The 16,122-nt window shown below is 70.9% G+C and carries 14 protein-coding genes and 2 pseudogenes; 7 read left to right on the forward strand and 9 right to left on the reverse strand.

The window, feature by feature from the left end; all coding sequences use genetic code 11:
* Positions 1 to 539: 539 nt before the first annotated feature.
* The 3 genes from ACIP4P_RS23810 to ACIP4P_RS23820 all read right to left on the reverse strand — a co-directional run bounded on the left by ACIP4P_RS23810 (position 540) and on the right by ACIP4P_RS23820 (position 3,751).
* Positions 540 to 2,537 (reverse strand): IPT/TIG domain-containing protein, encoded by a 1,998-nt coding sequence (locus tag ACIP4P_RS23810; protein ID WP_400921429.1) that lies wholly within the window; start codon positions 2,535 to 2,537, stop codon positions 540 to 542.
* Positions 2,538 to 2,662: 125 nt separating this feature from the next.
* A complete protein-coding gene (locus tag ACIP4P_RS23815) occupies positions 2,663 to 3,052 on the reverse strand; it encodes a hypothetical protein (protein WP_400921431.1) in 390 nt (129 codons plus the stop codon).
* A 165-nt stretch (positions 3,053 to 3,217) separates the two neighbouring features.
* Positions 3,218 to 3,751 (reverse strand): hypothetical protein, encoded by a 534-nt coding sequence (locus tag ACIP4P_RS23820; protein WP_400921434.1) that lies wholly within the window; start codon positions 3,749 to 3,751, stop codon positions 3,218 to 3,220.
* A gap of 658 nt (positions 3,752 to 4,409) precedes the next feature.
* On the opposite strand from ACIP4P_RS23820, the gene ACIP4P_RS23825 reads away from it, so the two are divergent.
* Positions 4,410 to 4,748: a hypothetical protein gene (locus ACIP4P_RS23825; RefSeq protein ID WP_400921436.1), complete on the forward strand. Its 339-nt coding sequence runs from the start codon at positions 4,410 to 4,412 to the stop codon at positions 4,746 to 4,748.
* 459 nt (positions 4,749 to 5,207) lie between these two features.
* Here ACIP4P_RS23825 and ACIP4P_RS23830 read toward each other — a convergent pair whose 3' ends face one another.
* Entirely contained in the window at positions 5,208 to 5,723 is a 516-nt protein-coding gene (locus tag ACIP4P_RS23830) for a MarR family winged helix-turn-helix transcriptional regulator (RefSeq protein ID WP_400921438.1), read from the reverse strand.
* A gap of 58 nt (positions 5,724 to 5,781) precedes the next feature.
* On the opposite strand from ACIP4P_RS23830, the gene ACIP4P_RS23835 reads away from it, so the two are divergent.
* Positions 5,782 to 6,726: an amidohydrolase family protein gene (locus tag ACIP4P_RS23835; RefSeq protein ID WP_400921440.1), complete on the forward strand. Its 945-nt coding sequence runs from the start codon at positions 5,782 to 5,784 to the stop codon at positions 6,724 to 6,726.
* Positions 6,727 to 6,892: 166 nt separating this feature from the next.
* On the opposite strand, the gene ACIP4P_RS23840 is transcribed toward ACIP4P_RS23835, so the two are convergent.
* The 3 genes and pseudogenes from ACIP4P_RS23840 to ACIP4P_RS23850 all read right to left on the reverse strand — a co-directional run.
* Entirely contained in the window at positions 6,893 to 8,119 is a 1,227-nt protein-coding gene (locus ACIP4P_RS23840) for a sensor histidine kinase (RefSeq protein WP_400921442.1), read from the reverse strand.
* Positions 8,116 to 8,796 (reverse strand): response regulator, encoded by a 681-nt coding sequence (locus ACIP4P_RS23845; RefSeq protein ID WP_400921444.1) that lies wholly within the window; start codon positions 8,794 to 8,796, stop codon positions 8,116 to 8,118. Before ACIP4P_RS23845 ends, ACIP4P_RS23840 begins: the two co-directional genes overlap by 4 nt.
* 220 nt (positions 8,797 to 9,016) lie before the next feature.
* Positions 9,017 to 9,334, reverse strand: a pseudogene (locus tag ACIP4P_RS23850) (substrate-binding domain-containing protein); the annotation flags it as partial.
* Between the two features lie 398 nt (positions 9,335 to 9,732).
* Between ACIP4P_RS23850 and ACIP4P_RS23855 the strand changes: the two are divergent.
* Both ACIP4P_RS23855 and ACIP4P_RS23860 read left to right on the forward strand, forming a co-directional pair.
* A complete protein-coding gene (locus tag ACIP4P_RS23855) occupies positions 9,733 to 10,596 on the forward strand; it encodes a hypothetical protein (RefSeq protein ID WP_400921446.1) in 864 nt (287 codons plus the stop codon).
* Positions 10,597 to 10,940: 344 nt separating this feature from the next.
* A complete protein-coding gene (locus ACIP4P_RS23860) occupies positions 10,941 to 11,231 on the forward strand; it encodes a hypothetical protein (RefSeq protein WP_400921448.1) in 291 nt (96 codons plus the stop codon).
* A 285-nt stretch (positions 11,232 to 11,516) separates the two neighbouring features.
* Here ACIP4P_RS23860 and ACIP4P_RS23865 read toward each other — a convergent pair whose 3' ends face one another.
* Both ACIP4P_RS23865 and fabV read right to left on the reverse strand, forming a co-directional pair.
* A complete protein-coding gene (locus ACIP4P_RS23865; RefSeq protein ID WP_400921450.1) occupies positions 11,517 to 12,245 on the reverse strand; it encodes an MBL fold metallo-hydrolase in 729 nt (242 codons plus the stop codon).
* Between the two features lie 306 nt (positions 12,246 to 12,551).
* Positions 12,552 to 13,794, reverse strand: a pseudogene (gene fabV / locus ACIP4P_RS23870) (enoyl-[acyl-carrier-protein] reductase FabV).
* A 540-nt stretch (positions 13,795 to 14,334) separates the two neighbouring features.
* On the opposite strand from fabV, the gene ACIP4P_RS23875 reads away from it, so the two are divergent.
* The 3 genes from ACIP4P_RS23875 (at position 14,335) to ACIP4P_RS23885 (ending at position 16,111) form a co-directional block, all read left to right on the forward strand.
* Entirely contained in the window at positions 14,335 to 14,523 is a 189-nt protein-coding gene (locus ACIP4P_RS23875; protein ID WP_400921452.1) for a hypothetical protein, read from the forward strand.
* A gap of 149 nt (positions 14,524 to 14,672) precedes the next feature.
* Complete coding sequence (locus tag ACIP4P_RS23880) at positions 14,673 to 15,554, forward strand: Bax inhibitor-1/YccA family protein (protein WP_400921455.1); 882 nt, start codon at positions 14,673 to 14,675, stop codon at positions 15,552 to 15,554.
* 218 nt (positions 15,555 to 15,772) lie between these two features.
* Positions 15,773 to 16,111: an esterase/lipase family protein gene (locus tag ACIP4P_RS23885; protein ID WP_400921458.1), complete on the forward strand. Its 339-nt coding sequence runs from the start codon at positions 15,773 to 15,775 to the stop codon at positions 16,109 to 16,111.
* The last annotated feature ends 11 nt before the right edge of the window (positions 16,112 to 16,122 follow it).

Consider the following 16,122-nt stretch of genomic DNA (forward strand, 5'->3'; position numbering starts at 1 on the left):
GCATCGCGGCCTTCTCATGGATGGCCCGGTACAACCGCAGACGACGCCACTCCGCCGTCGGTCACCAAAGCCCGGTCGACCACGAACGACAACACGCCACCAGCACGGACAGCCTGAATCTGGTGGCACAGCAGGCAAGTGTCCATGAATTAGGGCAAAGCCCGGGCCATCACCCTCGCCGAGGCCTACGCGCGGCATCCCGAACGCTTCGGCCGCCGCCCCGGACCACCCGAGATCCCGCAGACAACGTGGATCAACGACCCAGCCAAGCGAAGGGAACCCGCACCACAAACCTCATAGCATCACGACCGTCTCACTGGACTTGGAATCTTCCGCACCCGCCCGAACAACGAGCCCGTCCGGCCGGCCCGCGCAGCCGCGTAGCTGTCTCCAGGCGTGCTGGACAGCCTTCGGCGCCGGACGCACCAGGGACTCCGCCCCTGCCATCGTCATCCTCCTCCGGGCGGGAGGAGGTCGAGCCCGGGGGCGGCGTACGCCTCTGGAGGCCGCTCCCGTCTGCCGCCCAGGGCGGCCCGGCGTCACGACTTCTCGTACGTGAACTCGGCTGCCGGGCCGGGTGGGGAGGAGTAGCCGTTCGACAGCACGGTGACGTCCACGGTGGCGGGTTTGCCGACGCCGGTGCTCGGGTCGGGCACGATGGCGACGAGTGCGCTGGGCTCGCCGGTGAGGTTGATCTGGACGGAGGGTGAGGGGTTGTCGCCGAAGTAGACCTGGGCGTCGGAATCGAAGTCGATGCCGGTGATCACGATGGGGTCGCCCTTGGCACCGCTGGGCGGGGTGAGGCCGGTGAGCGTCACCGGGGCGGGGCCGTCGTAGGCGAACTGGCCGAAGGGGACGGCCGGCGAGGTGCCCAGGGTGGTGGTGACCCGGACGGCGACCACGCCGACCCCGGCGGGGGCGCGGACGGTGACCGAGTTGCCGTCGCTGCTGATGACCGGGTTCTGGCAGGGAACCGTGCCGAAGTCGACCGTCGCGCCCGGGTCGAAGCCGCTGCCGGCGATCACGACCACGCTGCCGGCGTTGCCGACGTCGCCGACGATGCCCCGCACCACCGGGCCGGACGGCACGTCGGCTGCGCCGAGCAGGCCGAGGTAGGTGGAGTTGGCGTGCTGGTAGGCGACCTGGCCCATGAAGTCCTGGACGGTGCTTTTGATCAGAACATGGTCGTAGTCACTCTGGTAGTCCGGGTGCAGCTGATCGGCGTTGCCCGGCTGGGCGTAGCCGTGCGGGCCCGGCAGGGCGGCGAGCGCTGTGATGACGGCGTTGACCTGGTCGTTGGCGGCCGGGCCGGGGGCGGGGTACCACTTCTTGGCGTTGTCGAGGCTGGTCCAGGCCTGCGGGACCAGGTCCCAGGTGTTGAAGTGGCGCACGTTGGCGACCCAGTTCAGGGAGTCCACGTAGGCCGCGAAGTCCGTGCCTCCGGCGGTGGGGGCGGCGAAGGTGTGGAGGCCGAACTGCACGGTGGACTGCGGCCAGGCCTGTGTCTGGAGGTAGGGGGCGACCATGGTGGCGATGCAGCCGCCCAGGCTGTGGCCGATCACGTGCACGGTGGGGTTCGGGGAAGCGTCGGCGAGGGCGGCGGCGAGCGCCTGCACCAGGGTGATGCCCGCCGTGCTCATGGTGACGACCTGGCTGAACGCCTCCATCGCGCCCTTGGAGACGAACACCGGTGCGGAGGGCGTGCCGACGGCGGTGAACGGCACCACCGTGCCCACGTCGAGATCCTCCAGCAGGTCGGTGACCTCGGCGACGGTGCCGCGCAGGACCACCGCGAACGCGTTGGCCGACCGGTTCGCGGCCAGGTAGGCCATGTTCGCGTTGCCCGGGCTGAGTGCCAGCCACAGCAGGTTCCAGTCGGTCCCGGTCGCGAGGGAGGGGTTCGCCAACTGCTGGCCGACACCGAGGAACATCCGCTTCTGCTGCTCGGCGAGCGTCTCGCCCGACGGTCGTGGGGTGGCCGCGGTCGCCGCGATCGCGGCCAGTGTCATGGCCACCTGGGCCGTGGTCGGTGTGCTCTGCTCGGTCGTCATACGTACTCCCTGGGATCGGACCGCCCCGCCGGACCGGCGGGTGCGCTCCCTCTGGATCCCGCCCGGGACGTCCGGGAATGTGCCCGGAGGCGGTACGTCATGCCAAAGGGCGCACGGCTGACGCCGCAGGCCGAGTCCGCGTCGACACAGCCGCTCCCCCAGGGAGGCCGCCTGGCTGATCCGGTTGCGGGCGTACCCGACCCGGGACTGGCCGAGCGGTTCCCTGGCGGCCTTGGTGCGGAGCCGGCGGGAGACGTGCCAGGTGTCGAACCGCTGCAGGAGCTGCCGGAGCTGCCGGTGCTCGCAGTTGCGGACCACGGCGAGCCGATCGGCCACCCACCGCTGGTAGAGAAGGAGTTGACGGCCGCCGTCGACGTCGCCACCCGCTCCATCCTGGCCGCCGTCCTGCGCCGCCACAGCGCCAAGATCGTCGATGCCGCCCTGCTGCTCGCCGAGATGGCCGTCCCCGGCCAGCTCGCGGCGCAACTGCTGTTCACCGGCCTGCGGCTGCTGGCGGACATCGGCCGCCCGGGGCCCGGGCGAGGTGCGGCGTCGCGCCGGCCTCCCCCACGGTCGACCAGGGCCCGCAGGCGGCCGGCGAGACGGAGCGGCTATGCGTCCGGGGCTTTGAGGTGGATCTCCTGGGATGCGGCGTCTGCGGGTTCCTCGCCCTCACGCAACGCCGCCGCTGCCTGGGTGAGTTGTTGCTGGAGCAGCTGGGCCTGGGCCTGGATCTGCTGCTTCTTCTGCGGATTGTTGGCGATCGTCGAGTTGGCCAACGCGCTCGCCAGCGCGCTCTTGACGTCGTCGATCAACTGCTGCGGGTCCTGGCGGAGGATCGAGACGAAGGACGAGGCGGTACCGATGCCGGCCAGCAACGCCTGCTGGTCAACACCGAGGGAGTCCTCGTTCTCCGCCAGGAGGCTCCTGAGGTTGGTCCAGGCGCCCTCCCAGAGAACAGGCGGTTGGGGCACGGGGGTGGTGGTATCCGTATCGCTCATCGAAGAGCTCCTGTCGGGTCGGTGCAGCGGACACCGGCCTATGACGGTCGGCGCATGCGCTGGGCTGGTTTCATGATCATAATGTGCGTGAAGTCACTGTCCGGTTACGCTGTGACATCAGGCGGCGGGCCGGTGGGTCGGGTGGTCCGGCCCGGTCCTGTGCGGTCAGGCGATGTTCTTGTACCGGTAGGCGGCGTAGTCGGCCTTGTGGTCCCAGTACGGGTACGGGACCTTGTGGTGCTTCACACGGGGAGGCGTCTGCTCGTACGCGACGTAGTGGGTGCGCTTCTTGTCCGCCCAGCCGGCGAAGATCAGTACGTTGCCGCTCTTGGCGTCGGCCAGCGCGTCGCCGGGCCTGAGCTGGTCCGCCGTGATCCGCTCCGTCACCGCGGGATCGGTGAGCTGCTCGACGGTCAGGCTCGTGGGCAGGCGCCAGGCCATCGAGACGTACCCGGCCGCGTCGGTGCGGTACTTCTTGCCGTCGGGGTCCGGGTAGTAGCGCTGCGTGCTGTAGGGGACGCCGCGCTTGAACCAGAAGTCGGCGCGCTTCAGGATGTCCGCACGGGTGACGCCCTGAGCGGCGGGCGCGGTGACAGCGGCCTGCGCCGGCCCGGGGGCGGCCGCTTGTGCGGATGCCGGCAACGCGAGGGTGGTGGCCGCGATGATGCCCGCGGCCATGAACAAGGACCTGAATCGCACGGTGGACTCCTTCGTGGTCGGCGGCGTCCCAGAGAAGGGTGTCCCCGTGACCCCGGATTGAGAGGCCCGCCGCTGTCCTGCCGACCGGCCACGGGGCCGACCGCCCCGACTCCGGGCGGACCCGCCTCGCGACGAGACTGCAGCGCAGGGGAAATCCGCGGGGACGATCATGCGCATGATCACCTGATCGGGTGAACACCACCCACCAGGCAGGCCATGGGGCTCCAGGTGGGCCCGGACCGGGTGACGGGGCCGCGGCACCGCCGAACACGACCCCCACCAAAGCCGCAGCTCACCAACGACCGCCTTTGCCTGGCCGAGACCACGATCGCCACCCTGGCCCACGGTGACGCTCCCCCGACTCCGGACGTGGTCGCCGGCTTCGCGCGCACCCTCGGCATCCCCGAGGGCGACCTGGCAGCCGTCGTGGGAGTCGAACTCCCCGAACCACGCTGGCCCGATGACCCGTTGGCCGCCGAGATGGCAGGGCTGCTCCGGAACTGCCGCCTGCCGACCTCCGCTCAGGTCGACCGGGCTAGGTACGGCCGAATCCGACACCGGAGACCCGGCCGGTCCGAGCGCGGAGGCCGGGCCGCGCACAGGCCCCGCCCAGCAGCGAACCGTTGACGTTCGAACGGTCCGCCCGGACACTGGGGCGATGATCGCTACTGCGCGGCGTGGCCCGCTGCGTCTCTGGGGCAAGATCCGGGCCGACTTCCACGCCGGGGACGTCGTCGAGCGGTGGACCGCCCGGGCGGCGTGGGCGATGGCGACGGTGTTCGCCTGGATGGTCTCCGTCATCGCCCTGGTATGGGCGCCGATGGTCGCCGGCGTCCCCGAAGGGGTGGCGGGCCTCCTGTTCCTCCTGGTGTCCGTCGCGCTGCCCATCGCCTCCGCGTGTGCGGTCACCGCGGCGCCCACGGGCCGCACTGGGCGCCCCGTACTGGTCGCGGTCATCCTGATCTGCTGCACATTGGCCGGCCTGCTGCTCCACTAGGCGAGGAAGTCCGCGACCTCGGCGGTCACCTCGCGCTGCCAGGCCTGCGACTGGGGACGCGCGTATGTCGGGTCGTCGTGGGCAGCGAAGCCGCTCCGGCGGCCGCCGAACCGACGGCGCCGCCCTGATCTGCCGCCTGGAAGACGTCATGGTCACCCGGCGCTCGTGGACGGTGCAGGAGTTCGAGCAGCAGCTCGCCGGGGCGCAGCGTCGCGAGGGCCGGCTCGGCGGCGCCGGAGAGGAAGACGTGCAGCGGGGCCGGCGGCTGTTCGGGCCGGTGACACGGCGAGGCCTGCGGGCGCTGGAGAGGGGACGGAACAACGGCGAGCGCTTAGGGGCCGGGGAAGGCGCGTCGCCCCCGTTCCCGGTGGCGGTCGTGGGGGCGACGGGACGACCGACCTGCGGGTGGCCCGCGATGGCCCGCGAATGCCGGTCAGGATCGGGGCGATGCCGTGCGGGCTACTCCTCGACCGGCTGGGGGACGGTGTCGCCGATGACTTCGGTGAGGCGCTGTAGCTGGGTGGCGAGTTCGCGGCGTTCCCGGGGGGTGAAGTGCGACAGGGCCTCTGACTGACGTGCCCGCAGTTCCGCACGCATCGCCGCGAGCTGGTCGGCGCCGTCGCCGGTCAGGCGGACGAGGACCTGGCGCTCGTCGCGCGGGGAACGTTGACGCGTGACCACGCCTGCCGCTTCGAGCTGCTTGAGCATGCGGGTCGCGGTGGGGACGCTGACCTCGGCGGCGACGGCAAGCCTGCCGACCGGCAGCCCCTCGCCCCGTGTGTCGGCGGCCAGAGGCTCCAGCATCGTGGACTGCGCCATGGACAATCCGGTGCCGGAGCGGCCCATGGTGGCCGCCCGAGCGCGGCGCATGGCATAGAACAGCCGGTCCGCGGCCTCCGCCAGCTCCCGCACACCGACCTCGTCCCCGGATGTGTCCTGGGGGTCGCCCTCTTCGTGCTTGCTCGTCTCTCGCATGACTGTTAGCTTACTAAATGAATTCACTAGCAAGCTAACCTTTAGGAGGCTTTGAATCATGGACTTCCCCGCACGTATCGACGTCCACAACCACATCGTCCCGCCGGTCTGGGCCGACACCCTGGCCGCGCGCGGCCTGAACTCCGGCGGCTGGGCCATCCCCGCCTGGAGCCCCGAGAGCGCGATCGCGATGATGGACCAGCAGGGCATAGCCACCGCCGTCATGTCCGTCACCTCGCCCGGTGTCCACCTCGGCGACGACGGCGACGCCCGCGACCTGGCCCGCGCCGTCAACGAGTACGGGGCCGAGGTCGTCAAGGACAACCCCGACCGCTTCGGCCACTTCGCCAGCATCCCGCTGCCCGACGTGGACGCCGCCCTCGCCGAGGCCGTCCACGCACTCGACATCCTCGGGGCCGACGGCGTGGTCCTCATGTCCAACGCCCACGGCAAGTACCTCGGCGACGCGGACTTCGAGCCCCTGTGGGCCGAGCTGGACCGCCGCGCCGCGAACGTCTTCATCCACCCCGCGCAGCCCCCGATGACGCTGCTGCCCGGCACCCCCGCCCCGCTCGCGGACTACGTCTTCGACACCACCCGCACCGCCCTGAACATGGTGCTGAACGGCGTCATGGACCGCTACCGCAACGTCCGCGTCATCCTGTCCCACGGCGGCGGCTTCCTTCCCTACGCCGCCTACCGCTTCTCAGGCCTCACCTCCACCGTCGTGGACCGCGGGCGCAGGGCCGAGGACATCCTGCGCGACCTGAAGCGGTTCTACTTCGACACCGCCCTGTCCGCCAGCCCCTCCGCCCTGCCCGCCCTGCTCGCCTTCGCCGAGCCCGGCCACGTCCTCTACGGCAGCGACTGGCCCTTCGCCCCGCAGGAGGCCGGCAGTTACTACAACCACTTCCTGGAGACCTACCCGGGCTTCACCCCCGGCCAGGCCGAAGCCATCAACCGCGGCAACGCCGAGGCGCTCCTCCCCCGCCTCGCCCGCTGACCTGACCCTCCGGGCGACGGGCGTCACCGCCGTGCCACGATGCCCCGCACCGACGTGCGGGGCATCGGCGCTGGTCGGCGGCGCTGCCGGTCGGGTGCCTGCTGGAATCCGGTAGCGGGGACCTGCCCGCGCAGGGCTGCCGGTGACGGGGTTCAGGGGGCGGGGTTCAGGGGGCGGGGAGGGTGGCGGTCAGGCGGTGGCCGCCGTGGCTGGGACCGTGGCGAAGGCTGCCGCCGAGCTTGTCGGCGAGGACCGTGAGGCCGGCCAGTCCCAGGCCACTGCCGGGCAGGGGGGCCGAGGGCGCTCCCGTGGGGCTGCCGTTGGCGACGGTGAGCTCGACCTCACCGGGGCGGTAGGCGAGGACGAGTTCGATCGGGGCTCCCGGGGCGTGCTTGACCGCGTTGACCATGCCCTCCCGTGCGATCCGCAGCAGGGCCTGGCGCAGTTCCTCCGGCAGCGGGCGGCGGTGCCCCTCCACCCGGTGGGTGGCGGTCACACCCACGGAGGCGAGGTTGGCCACGAGGGTGTCGAGGAAGGGCAGGACGGACTCCTGCCCGCCGCCGGTGTCCGGTGCGGCGGCCGTCGGGTGCCCGGCGTCGCCGTCGGGGGGTCGGCGCAGCAGGTGGAGGATGTGGTGGAGGTCGGCCATGACGGTGCGGGCGGTGTCGTGGACGATGCCCGCGCTGTCGCGGACCTTGCCGGGCTGATCCGCGTTGAGGCGGATGGCGTCGGCGTGCAGGGCGACGACGGCGATGTGGTGGCCCAGGCCGTCGTGCATCTGGTAGGCGATGCGCCCGCGTTCTTCGAGGACGGCGTTGCGGATGGCCTGGTCGACCGATGCCTGCAGGTGGGTGACCTGGCGGGCGGCGAGGGCGTGCAGGCGGGCGTGGCGGCTCAGGACGGCGCCGGTGATGCCGGGCAGGACGATGCCGGTGGCCAGGTGGTAGAGGGCGTCGGCGGACATGACGGCCGTGCCGACCATGGGGCGGGTGACCAGGTAGGCGGCGGACACGGTGGCGATGGCGAGGGCCTGGGGGTGGCGGCCGCAGCGGGTCAGGGCCCAGGTGCCGAAGATCAGCAGGGTGGGCTCGTCGGTGGCGATCGATGCCAACAGGCCGGCAAGGACCGGCAGTTCGCTGTGGCGGCGGCGCACAAGCAGGGTGACGGAGCACAACGCGGCCACGACGATGGATGCGACGAAGCCGTGCACCACGCCGGTGCGGTACTTGTGCGCGGCGTCCAGCATGGCCAGCAGCGCGCACGACAGGGTCACCAGCGCATCGGCCACCCGGGGGTCGAGCCCGCGCAGCCGCTCGACCACGCGCCGCCAAGGGGCGCGCCGGCCGGCGGGCGTGCCGGTGGTGAACGTCTCACGGGTGACGGCGGGGTTCACTGCGGCTGCAGGGGATCGTGCCGGCGGGCGAACAGTCCGGCCTGGTGGGCCAGGACCGCCGCCTGGGTGCGGTTCTCCAGCCCCAGGGCGGTCAGGATCCGGGAGACATAGGTCTTCACGCTCGCCACCGACAGCTGCCGCGCCTGGGCGATCTGCTGGTTGGTCATGCCTTCCCCGATCAGTCGGAGCACCTCGACCTCGCTGGGAGCGAGGCTGGCCGCGATCCGGGCCCGGCCGGTGCGCCCCGCGGTCGCTTGTCGGGCGGTCTCGTCGACGAGGCGGACCATCGCCTTCGGCGACATCACGCTGCCGCCTGCGGCGACCGCGCGCACGGCGGCGATCAGTTCCTCGGCTGCGCTGTCCTTGAGCAGGAAGCCGCACGCACCGGCCTGGAGCGCGTCCAGGACGAGGTCGGTGGTGTTGAAGGTGGTCAGTACGAGGACCTTGGGGCCGTCGCCGGCACGTGCCAGCGCCGCCGTCGTCTGCACACCGTCCATGCGGGGCATCCGCAGGTCCATCAGCACCACGTCCGGGCGGTGCGCGCGTACCTCGGCGAGCGCTTCCGCCCCGTCTCCGGCCTCGGCCACCACGGTGACGTCCGGGCACGTCTCCAGGATCGACCGCAGTCCCGCCCGAACCAGAGGCTGGTCGTCGACCAGCAGCACCCGCACCGTCACCACAGAACTCCCGCATCACTTCCGCCGCAGCTTGCAGCGCAACCCGACCACAGAACGGACCGTTTTATTCCGATTAGCATCCTAATGGGAACCCTCGCGACAGAGGTCTCTACCAATGTCATCTTTCGGCGACACCCTCCGCCACCGGGCCGCCAGGATCGACACCCGGCGGCCGCCGGCCATTCGCCGGGGACACTGCACCGCCGAAGGCGAACAGCGGCCGGTCGACGGCGATGACCGGGATCTTCGCCTTGTTCGCGGCCGCCACGGAGTTGCCCGCCGCGTCGGAGTCCACCGGATTGACGACGATCGCGCCGAGCTTCGAACTGGTGAAGTTCTGCAGCTGGTTGGCCTGCTGCGAGGCGTCGTTCTGCGCGTCGGTGACCGTCAGGTCCACCCCCGGCTTCTTCGCCTCGTCCTGTGCACCGGAGCGGATCTGCACGAAGAACGGGTTGTTGAGCGTGGAGAGCGAGAGGCCGACCTTCTGGGTGGCGGACTTCGGATCGCCGTGCAGGAACGAGGTCGCCCCCACACCCTGGGCGGTGATCGCGTTGGCTCGCCGACGCGTGAACGTGCTGTTCGCCCCCGTTCGAGATCGGCGCAGACATCACGTCACCCCATATGTCCCGACCGCTGCCCGGCCGGGTGCCGTCACTCGACGGGATTCGTCCCGTCGCGAGAACCCCCGCCACGCCCTCGGAATTGCCGAAGGATAACTCCACCTACGTCCTTTGATGACATGGGGCCTTGAATTGGAGGGACTTGAGTCCTGATTATGAATCGGGCGCGAGGAATCTCTTGCAGAGCCCGATATGGCAGGCAAAGATCACATCCGCAACCGCAGGACCACCGCCACAAGACCCGGCACAAGCAACCAGCTCGGCACATTCATGGGCTACTTGGCGCGGTGGCGACCACGAAGGATATTGACCTTTCATGAACCGTCGCACACTCCGCAGCACCGTCTTCGCCGCTGTCGCGCTCACCATGTCCAGCGCCATCGCGGCCACCACCGCCCCGCCGGCCACCGCGGCCACCACCAGCAGCACCACGGAGGCGGCGTCCGTCGCGGCCGCGGTCGAGAAGGCCACCGGCACCATCGCCACCAGCGACACCACGGTGTCCGTACCGACCACCGCCGACGGCACCATCACTGCGAGAACAGCCGCCGGATCGAGCATCACCATCACCCTGCCCGGAACCGGCAGCAGCTCCGCGCACACGGTGAACGGCACGACGGTCTACCCCGACAGCAACACCAGCGCCGACCTCGCGGTCCAGCCCACCGGCGACGGCAGCGTCCGCTCCCTGATCACCATCAACAACAACTCCGCCGCCCACGAATACCGCTTCGACCTCGGCCTGCCCGCCGGGGCCACCCTCACCCAGCTCGACGACGGCAGCGTCCTCGTCCTGGACGGCGACACGCCGCTCGGCATCTTCAACGCTCCTTGGGCCAAGGACCGGAACGCCAAGTCCGTCCCCACCGGCTTCCGTGTCGACGGCACTGCCCTCGTCCAGACCGTCGAGTTCAACCGGAACACCGCCTTCCCCGTCATCGCCGACCCCTGGTACAACCCCCTCTCCTGGGACTGGGGCACGATCTTCGACAAGTTCAAGAGCTGCGGATCCGGCACCCTTCAGTTCATCGGTGCTGACCAGGCTGCACGCGTGGGCGGAACCGCGGCGCTCGGTGCGAAGCTCGCCCAGGCCGGGCTGAGGGTCAAGAACGTGTCACCGGGTGGAGTTTTCGTGGCAGCCTCCGCCGGGTGCATCATCGGCGCCATCCGAAACTGGTGACGCGATGACGGACATATCCAGGCGAATCAATTGGCTACGACGGCTCGGGATCGTCGAGCCCATTCAGTCGGCCTCTACGCGGCGGCCTTGGCTGACCGCACTCGGCGCCGGCGGTCTGACCTTTCTCGTGGCTTCCCTCACACTCGGCAGCGCCAGCGCGATCAGCTGGCTAGCAGCTTTCGTGGTGGCTCTGGTCACTCTTGTCGTCACCATTCGCTGGTAGTCGCCGATGAGTTCGAAGGAGTGCGGCTCGATCGCGCACGCCCGGTTGCCGCTCGGCGCCCCGGGCGACGGATGCCGCACGTGATGAGGAAATCGGCTCACACGGGAAGTGAGGTCAGCCCATGGCAGTCCTGTTGCTGGTAGCCGGACTGACGACCGCCCTCGGCCTGCTGGCGGTCGTACTTCCGATCATCGCCGTGAGGGTCTCCCGGGCCAGGCTGCTCGCAACCGCCGGTGCCGCCACGGTGATCGGAGCGATGGGCCTGTGGGCGACCACGGTGCTGTCCAACGTCGGCCCGATCGACGGGACCGCCCACCCCGAGCAGTTGTACGACGCCGGAGCGCTGGTCGGCATCCCCGTCGCCATCGTCATGGGCCACCGCCGCAGGCGATCGCGGCGACGCAAGCCGTGACACCCCTGTGGGCACGGTCGTCGAAGCCGTGCCCACAGGTCTCACAGCCTTGCGCCTGTCCGCGGCCCGGGTGTCGGCGCCGACCGGGCGGGAGCGCCGTTCCGAGCACGCGATGTCTCGATGGCGGACTGCCTGGCCGGCGGCCCCTCCGTCATCCCCCGTTCACCCTCGTCCGGCACCACGCCGACACCGCCCGCCGCACCCTCCCCGGATCGGACTGCACCGAGCCGGCGATGGTGTCCCACCGGCGGAACTGCCCCGGCACGGCTTGATGATGCCGACACGTCAGAGCGGGAGGACCATCCCTTCGCTCGCGGCCACGATCTGCCCGTCGTACGCGGAGCCCGCCTCCGCGACGGACCGCTCGCGTTCGGCGTCGGGCCAGAAGTGCGTGAGCAGCAGGCGCTCCGCTCCCGCGCGAGCGGCCCATTGACCGGCCTGGACCGCGCTGAGCAGGTACGGGTCGGTGGCCGGACCCTGCAGGGTCGCTCCGGCGACCAGCAGGTCGGCCCCGGCCGCCAGCTCCCCGAGCACCCGGTCGGGGCCGGCGTCACCGCTGTAGGCCAGAGTCAGGCCGGGGGCCGTCAACCGCACTCCCGCGTGCGGCACGTGGTGCGGAAGGAGCCGCCCGTCCAAGCGGAAGGGACCGACCTCGTAGGTCCCCGGAAGCGGACGCGGGTCGAAGACCTCGCGGAGCTCCTCGCTCGGCTCCATGGCCTGAACCCGCCCCAGTACCCCCGGAGGGCAGTACAACGGCACCCGCCCCTGCCGTGCCCCGCCGAAGAGCAGCGCTCGGCAGAGCGCGCTCAGATCCGCGCAGTGATCAGGGTGTTCGTGCGTGATGACGACGGCGTCGAGCTCGCTCGCCCCGCACCGGCCCAGCAGCCGGGGCAACGTCGCGTAACCGAGATCCAGGACCAGACGGAAGCCGTCGGCCTCCAGCAGGAAGCCACTCGCCGCCCGCCCGGCCTCCGGCCAGGCACCACACGTCCCCAGGACAGTCAGCTCACGCACCGGCGCATGCTCCCACAACACCGGCCGGCAGTGCCATCAACCACTGACGGACATGAGCAGCGGGCTCTGCCCCGTCCGACTCTCGGCGCCGCATCGCGCCCGGCGAGCTCCGGGACGCCGAACAGATCCTCGGCGCCTGGGCGACCCTGCTGCCCGCTTCACCAACCCGGGGCCCGGCCTCGCGGAGCTGCTCCACGCCGGCGCGCGAGCGCTTCACGACGGTGGAGGTGTCCGCGGGCTGCATCCCTACCCCCGCCGTGCAGGGCGAGCTGGCACCCGCACCGATCAGGCCGTCCTGGCTGCCGGTCACATCCCGGTAGTGGCGCCGGCGGTCCGACAGGACATGTGCTCGGGCCAGGGGACGTCGATGGCCACCGCGGCGGTGTAGTCGACGCCCGGCACGGAGAATCCGTAGAGGCGTTGGACTTCGGCGCGGAACCAGTCGAGGTCGGCGAGGCTCCCGATGGTGTCGGTGGTGGCGGCTTCCCAGCGTTCGGCTACAGCCGCCTGGACGTCGTCGCCGAGTTCCCAGGTCCAGCCGGATCCGGCCTTCGTCGTCCAGGGCGAGCGGGGCGGCGCCGGTGAACTGGTCCCACAGGGAGGCGAGTTGGTGGATCGGCGGGACCAGGTCCGCTCCGAGGACACCGCGCAGCAGGCCGGTGTACAGGGCGATGCCCGGGATGGCGGTGGAGGACTGGGTGACGGCGGCGCCGTTGACGGAGGTCACGGCACGCCCACCGACCGTCCTGTCGAGCCGCTCGTTCAGAGCCCGGGCGGTGGCCTCCAGGTCGGCCTTGGCCGCACCGATGGTGCCCTGCCGGTAGATCGCCGCTGTCAGCGGCGATCCGATGTACGACAGTGCCGCGGTGGCGAAGCCGTCGGCCAGCAGGCCCCGGCCGGCGAGGTGGTCGATCCAGCGTTCCCAGTCCGCACCGCCCATCACGGCCACGGTCTGCTCGACGTCGTCTCCGTCGGCCGGCCCGGTCTCGACGTCGCGGACCTCGGGAACGCCCTGGTCGTTGAAGAGGAGCGTCTTGGTTCGGCTCGCCCGGCCGATCGGCTTGAGGACGGAGGCGTACGTGGCGCCGGTGGCGGGGTCGGTGCGGCGAGGCGCGGCCACCGAGTAGATCAAGTAGTCCAGTCTGCCGCCGAAGCGCTGCTCGATGAGGTCGGAGACCTGGTCCTTCAACGCGTCGGAGAACGCGTCGCCGTTGAGGAAGACCAGGTCCCGCTCGGCGGTGCGGGTGATGTCGGCAGTGGCCGCTGTGCGGTACCAGCCGGCCGTGGCGGTGCGCCGTTCAGTGGCGGCCTTCTCGAAGGACACCGCGATCCCGCGGATTCCGGCGCGCTTGAGTCCGGCGAGCGTGGCCGCGAGACCGTACCCCGCGGAGGAGCCGATGATCAGCGCCACCGGACCGGCGCCTGTCGGCAGGCTTTCGGGGGCGGGGCAGCTCTGCCACATGTCGGCAACCAGTTGCCGGCAGCCCGCCGGGTGGGAGTCGAGGAAGAGGAATCCTCGGTTGCGGGGAGTGAGAACGCGCTCGTGCATGATGGCAGTCCTTGGGTCGGCCGGGACAAGGACGCGGCGACCACCCGGGCCACCGCATCGAGATCAGTCTGCGACCGCACTGACGCGGGCAGGAGCGCCGTCGGGGACAACGATCACGAGCCGGTCTTGGAGTGTTGCCACACTGCCGGCCGGCATGGGCTCGGGCGTGGGATGTTGTCCGGTCGGCGGTGCCACCGTCGCCGACGCGTTGCATAGGCAACATCGGTCATTTGACTGCCGGTCAGCCATTGGGTCATCCCGCACCGGCCCGTCGCACCCGTCGGTGAGGCCCCGTCGGGGTCGCCGGATCGCGAAGCGATGCCCCGCCTCGGCGGCCGTTCCTGAGCCGCGCGACCGGGAGCGGCGGCGGCCGACGTACGGGAATGCGTCGAGGTGCACACACTTCTGACGGCCCATCGTCTGCCGCATCAGCTGACGGAAGATTTTCATCACCCCCTTGACCGGTGACGGATGAGGCGTGATGCTGTCAGCATCCGAACATGACGGAACCATTCGCCGCAGACCCAGCGGAGGTCGACGATGAGCACGGAGAACACGGCAGACGAAGCGACCGCGGCCCGCCGGGCCCGGTTCGGCCAACTGCCTGCGCGCATCCCCTACTCGGACACCGTTGCAGAGAGGCCGGTCGGTCCGCGGAATCCCGGGAACGACGACGCCTACCGGCCCGAGCTCTCCTTCCCCTGCCTCGCACTGGACTTCGCCCTGTAGCGGCCGAACGGCAGGAGGATCTGCACCGGCTTGCCGGACACCCCGCCAGGAGGAGCTTCCCAGCCTCACGCGTTACTGGTTAGAACGGTGACGATGGAGGCGGTTCCACAGCCACGTGTTCCCACGTGCAGCGTATGAGGAGGACCGATATGAGGACCAGCAATCCAATCCTGTCCCGCAGGGGCTTCACCCGCGGCGCCGTGCTCCCGGCGCCTGGCGCCCGGCAACCACAGCCGGTCGCCGTCGGCACGAACTCCCATGACGGCCACCCCTTCGACACCCACTGGGGCGGCGCCCACCCCGAGGACAACGATCCGCTCCTCTTCGAGGATGCTCCGGCCGGGCACGTCGCGATGACGCTGGACGACGTCGTCGTCCGGACGGCCGGGACCCTGGGGACGGTGGCGCTGACGGCGGTGCTCTCGTGGGTCCTGCTGCCCGTCGACGCCACCAGCATCGGCCGCTCCTACGGCATCGCCGTGGGCGCCGCCCTGATCGCCTTCGTCCTGGCCCTCGTCCAGACGTCCAGGCCCGGGCCCGCACCGGCTCTGATCCTGGGCTACGCGGCCTTCGAGGGTGTCTTCCTCGGCGTCGTCTCCAGCGCCGCCTCCACACACATCGCACCGGGCGTCGTGGTCCAGGCCGTGCTGGGCACGTTCGCGGTCTCCGCCGGCACGCTGCTCGCGTACCGGATGCGCTGGATCCGCGTCACCCGCCGGTTCCAGGGCTTCGTCCTGGCTTCGGCCACCGGCTTCCTGCTGCTGACAGCGGCCGACCTGCTGTTCTCCGCCTTCGGTTCCGGCAACGGCCTCGGCTTCGACAGCGGCGGCCTGGGCATCGCCTTCGGCATCGCGGGCATCATCCTGGGCGCGTGCTTCCTGGCCCTGGACTTCCGGCAGATCGAGGACGCGATCGCGGACGGGGCCCCGCGCGAGGAGTCGTGGCTGGCGGCATTCGGGCTCACCCTGACCCTGGTGTGGATCTACCTGGAAGCGCTACGCGTGCTGTCCATCCTGCGGGGCGACGACTGACACCGCCGGCGGCGGCCGACGGCGACGGCCACCTCGGCCCAGCCCGCGCCCAGGCGCGGACTTCGAGGGTGACAGTCATCTGACGGATTCCCGGCCGGTGGCCGTGACCCGAGAGTGAGGGCACCGACAGGCGTGCCGCCCCGCTCGGGCGGGCTCAGGAGCCGCTTGGCGTGTCGGTGTTGTTGTTGCTACTCGTTCATCAGCGAAGGGACTGTCCCATGGCAGAAGGCAAGAGCACCCGGAAGCGTCGCCTCGCGAGCGTGGCGGTGTGGACCGCGGCCACGAGTCTCGCGGTGGGCACGGCCGTGTTCGGCGGCATCGCGAACGCGACGACTCCGGAGTCCGTCACGGTCGGCGCCAAGCCGACGATCGTCCTGGAGCACGGCGCGTTCGCCGATGCGTCCAGCTGGGACGGCGTGATCGAGCGGCTGCGCGCGGACGGGTACCCGGTGGTGGCAGCTGCCGATCCGCTTCGCGGTCCTGCCTCCGACACGGCCGCGCTGCGCAGCGTGATCGACCACATCCCGGGGCCGCAGATCCTGGTGGGCCATTCCTAAGGGGGCTCGTT

Source organism: Kitasatospora sp. NPDC089509, from assembly GCF_044749365.1.
Lineage (GTDB): Bacteria > Actinomycetota > Actinomycetes > Streptomycetales > Streptomycetaceae > Kitasatospora.

Coding starts and splice junctions, on each gene's coding strand:
- ACIP4P_RS23835 (WP_400921440.1), top strand. CDS start 5,782: ATGGACTTCCCCGCACGTATCGACGTCCACAACCACATCGTCCCGCCG.
- ACIP4P_RS23815 (WP_400921431.1), bottom strand. CDS start 3,052: ATGAGCGATACGGATACCACCACCCCCGTGCCCCAACCGCCTGTTCTC.
- ACIP4P_RS23860 (WP_400921448.1), top strand. CDS start 10,941: ATGGCAGTCCTGTTGCTGGTAGCCGGACTGACGACCGCCCTCGGCCTG.
- ACIP4P_RS23885 (WP_400921458.1), top strand. CDS start 15,773: ATGGCAGAAGGCAAGAGCACCCGGAAGCGTCGCCTCGCGAGCGTGGCG.
- ACIP4P_RS23825 (WP_400921436.1), top strand. CDS start 4,410: ATGATCGCTACTGCGCGGCGTGGCCCGCTGCGTCTCTGGGGCAAGATC.
- ACIP4P_RS23855 (WP_400921446.1), top strand. CDS start 9,733: ATGAACCGTCGCACACTCCGCAGCACCGTCTTCGCCGCTGTCGCGCTC.
- ACIP4P_RS23875 (WP_400921452.1), top strand. CDS start 14,335: ATGAGCACGGAGAACACGGCAGACGAAGCGACCGCGGCCCGCCGGGCC.
- ACIP4P_RS23880 (WP_400921455.1), top strand. CDS start 14,673: ATGAGGACCAGCAATCCAATCCTGTCCCGCAGGGGCTTCACCCGCGGC.
- ACIP4P_RS23830 (WP_400921438.1), bottom strand. CDS start 5,723: ATGCGAGAGACGAGCAAGCACGAAGAGGGCGACCCCCAGGACACATCC.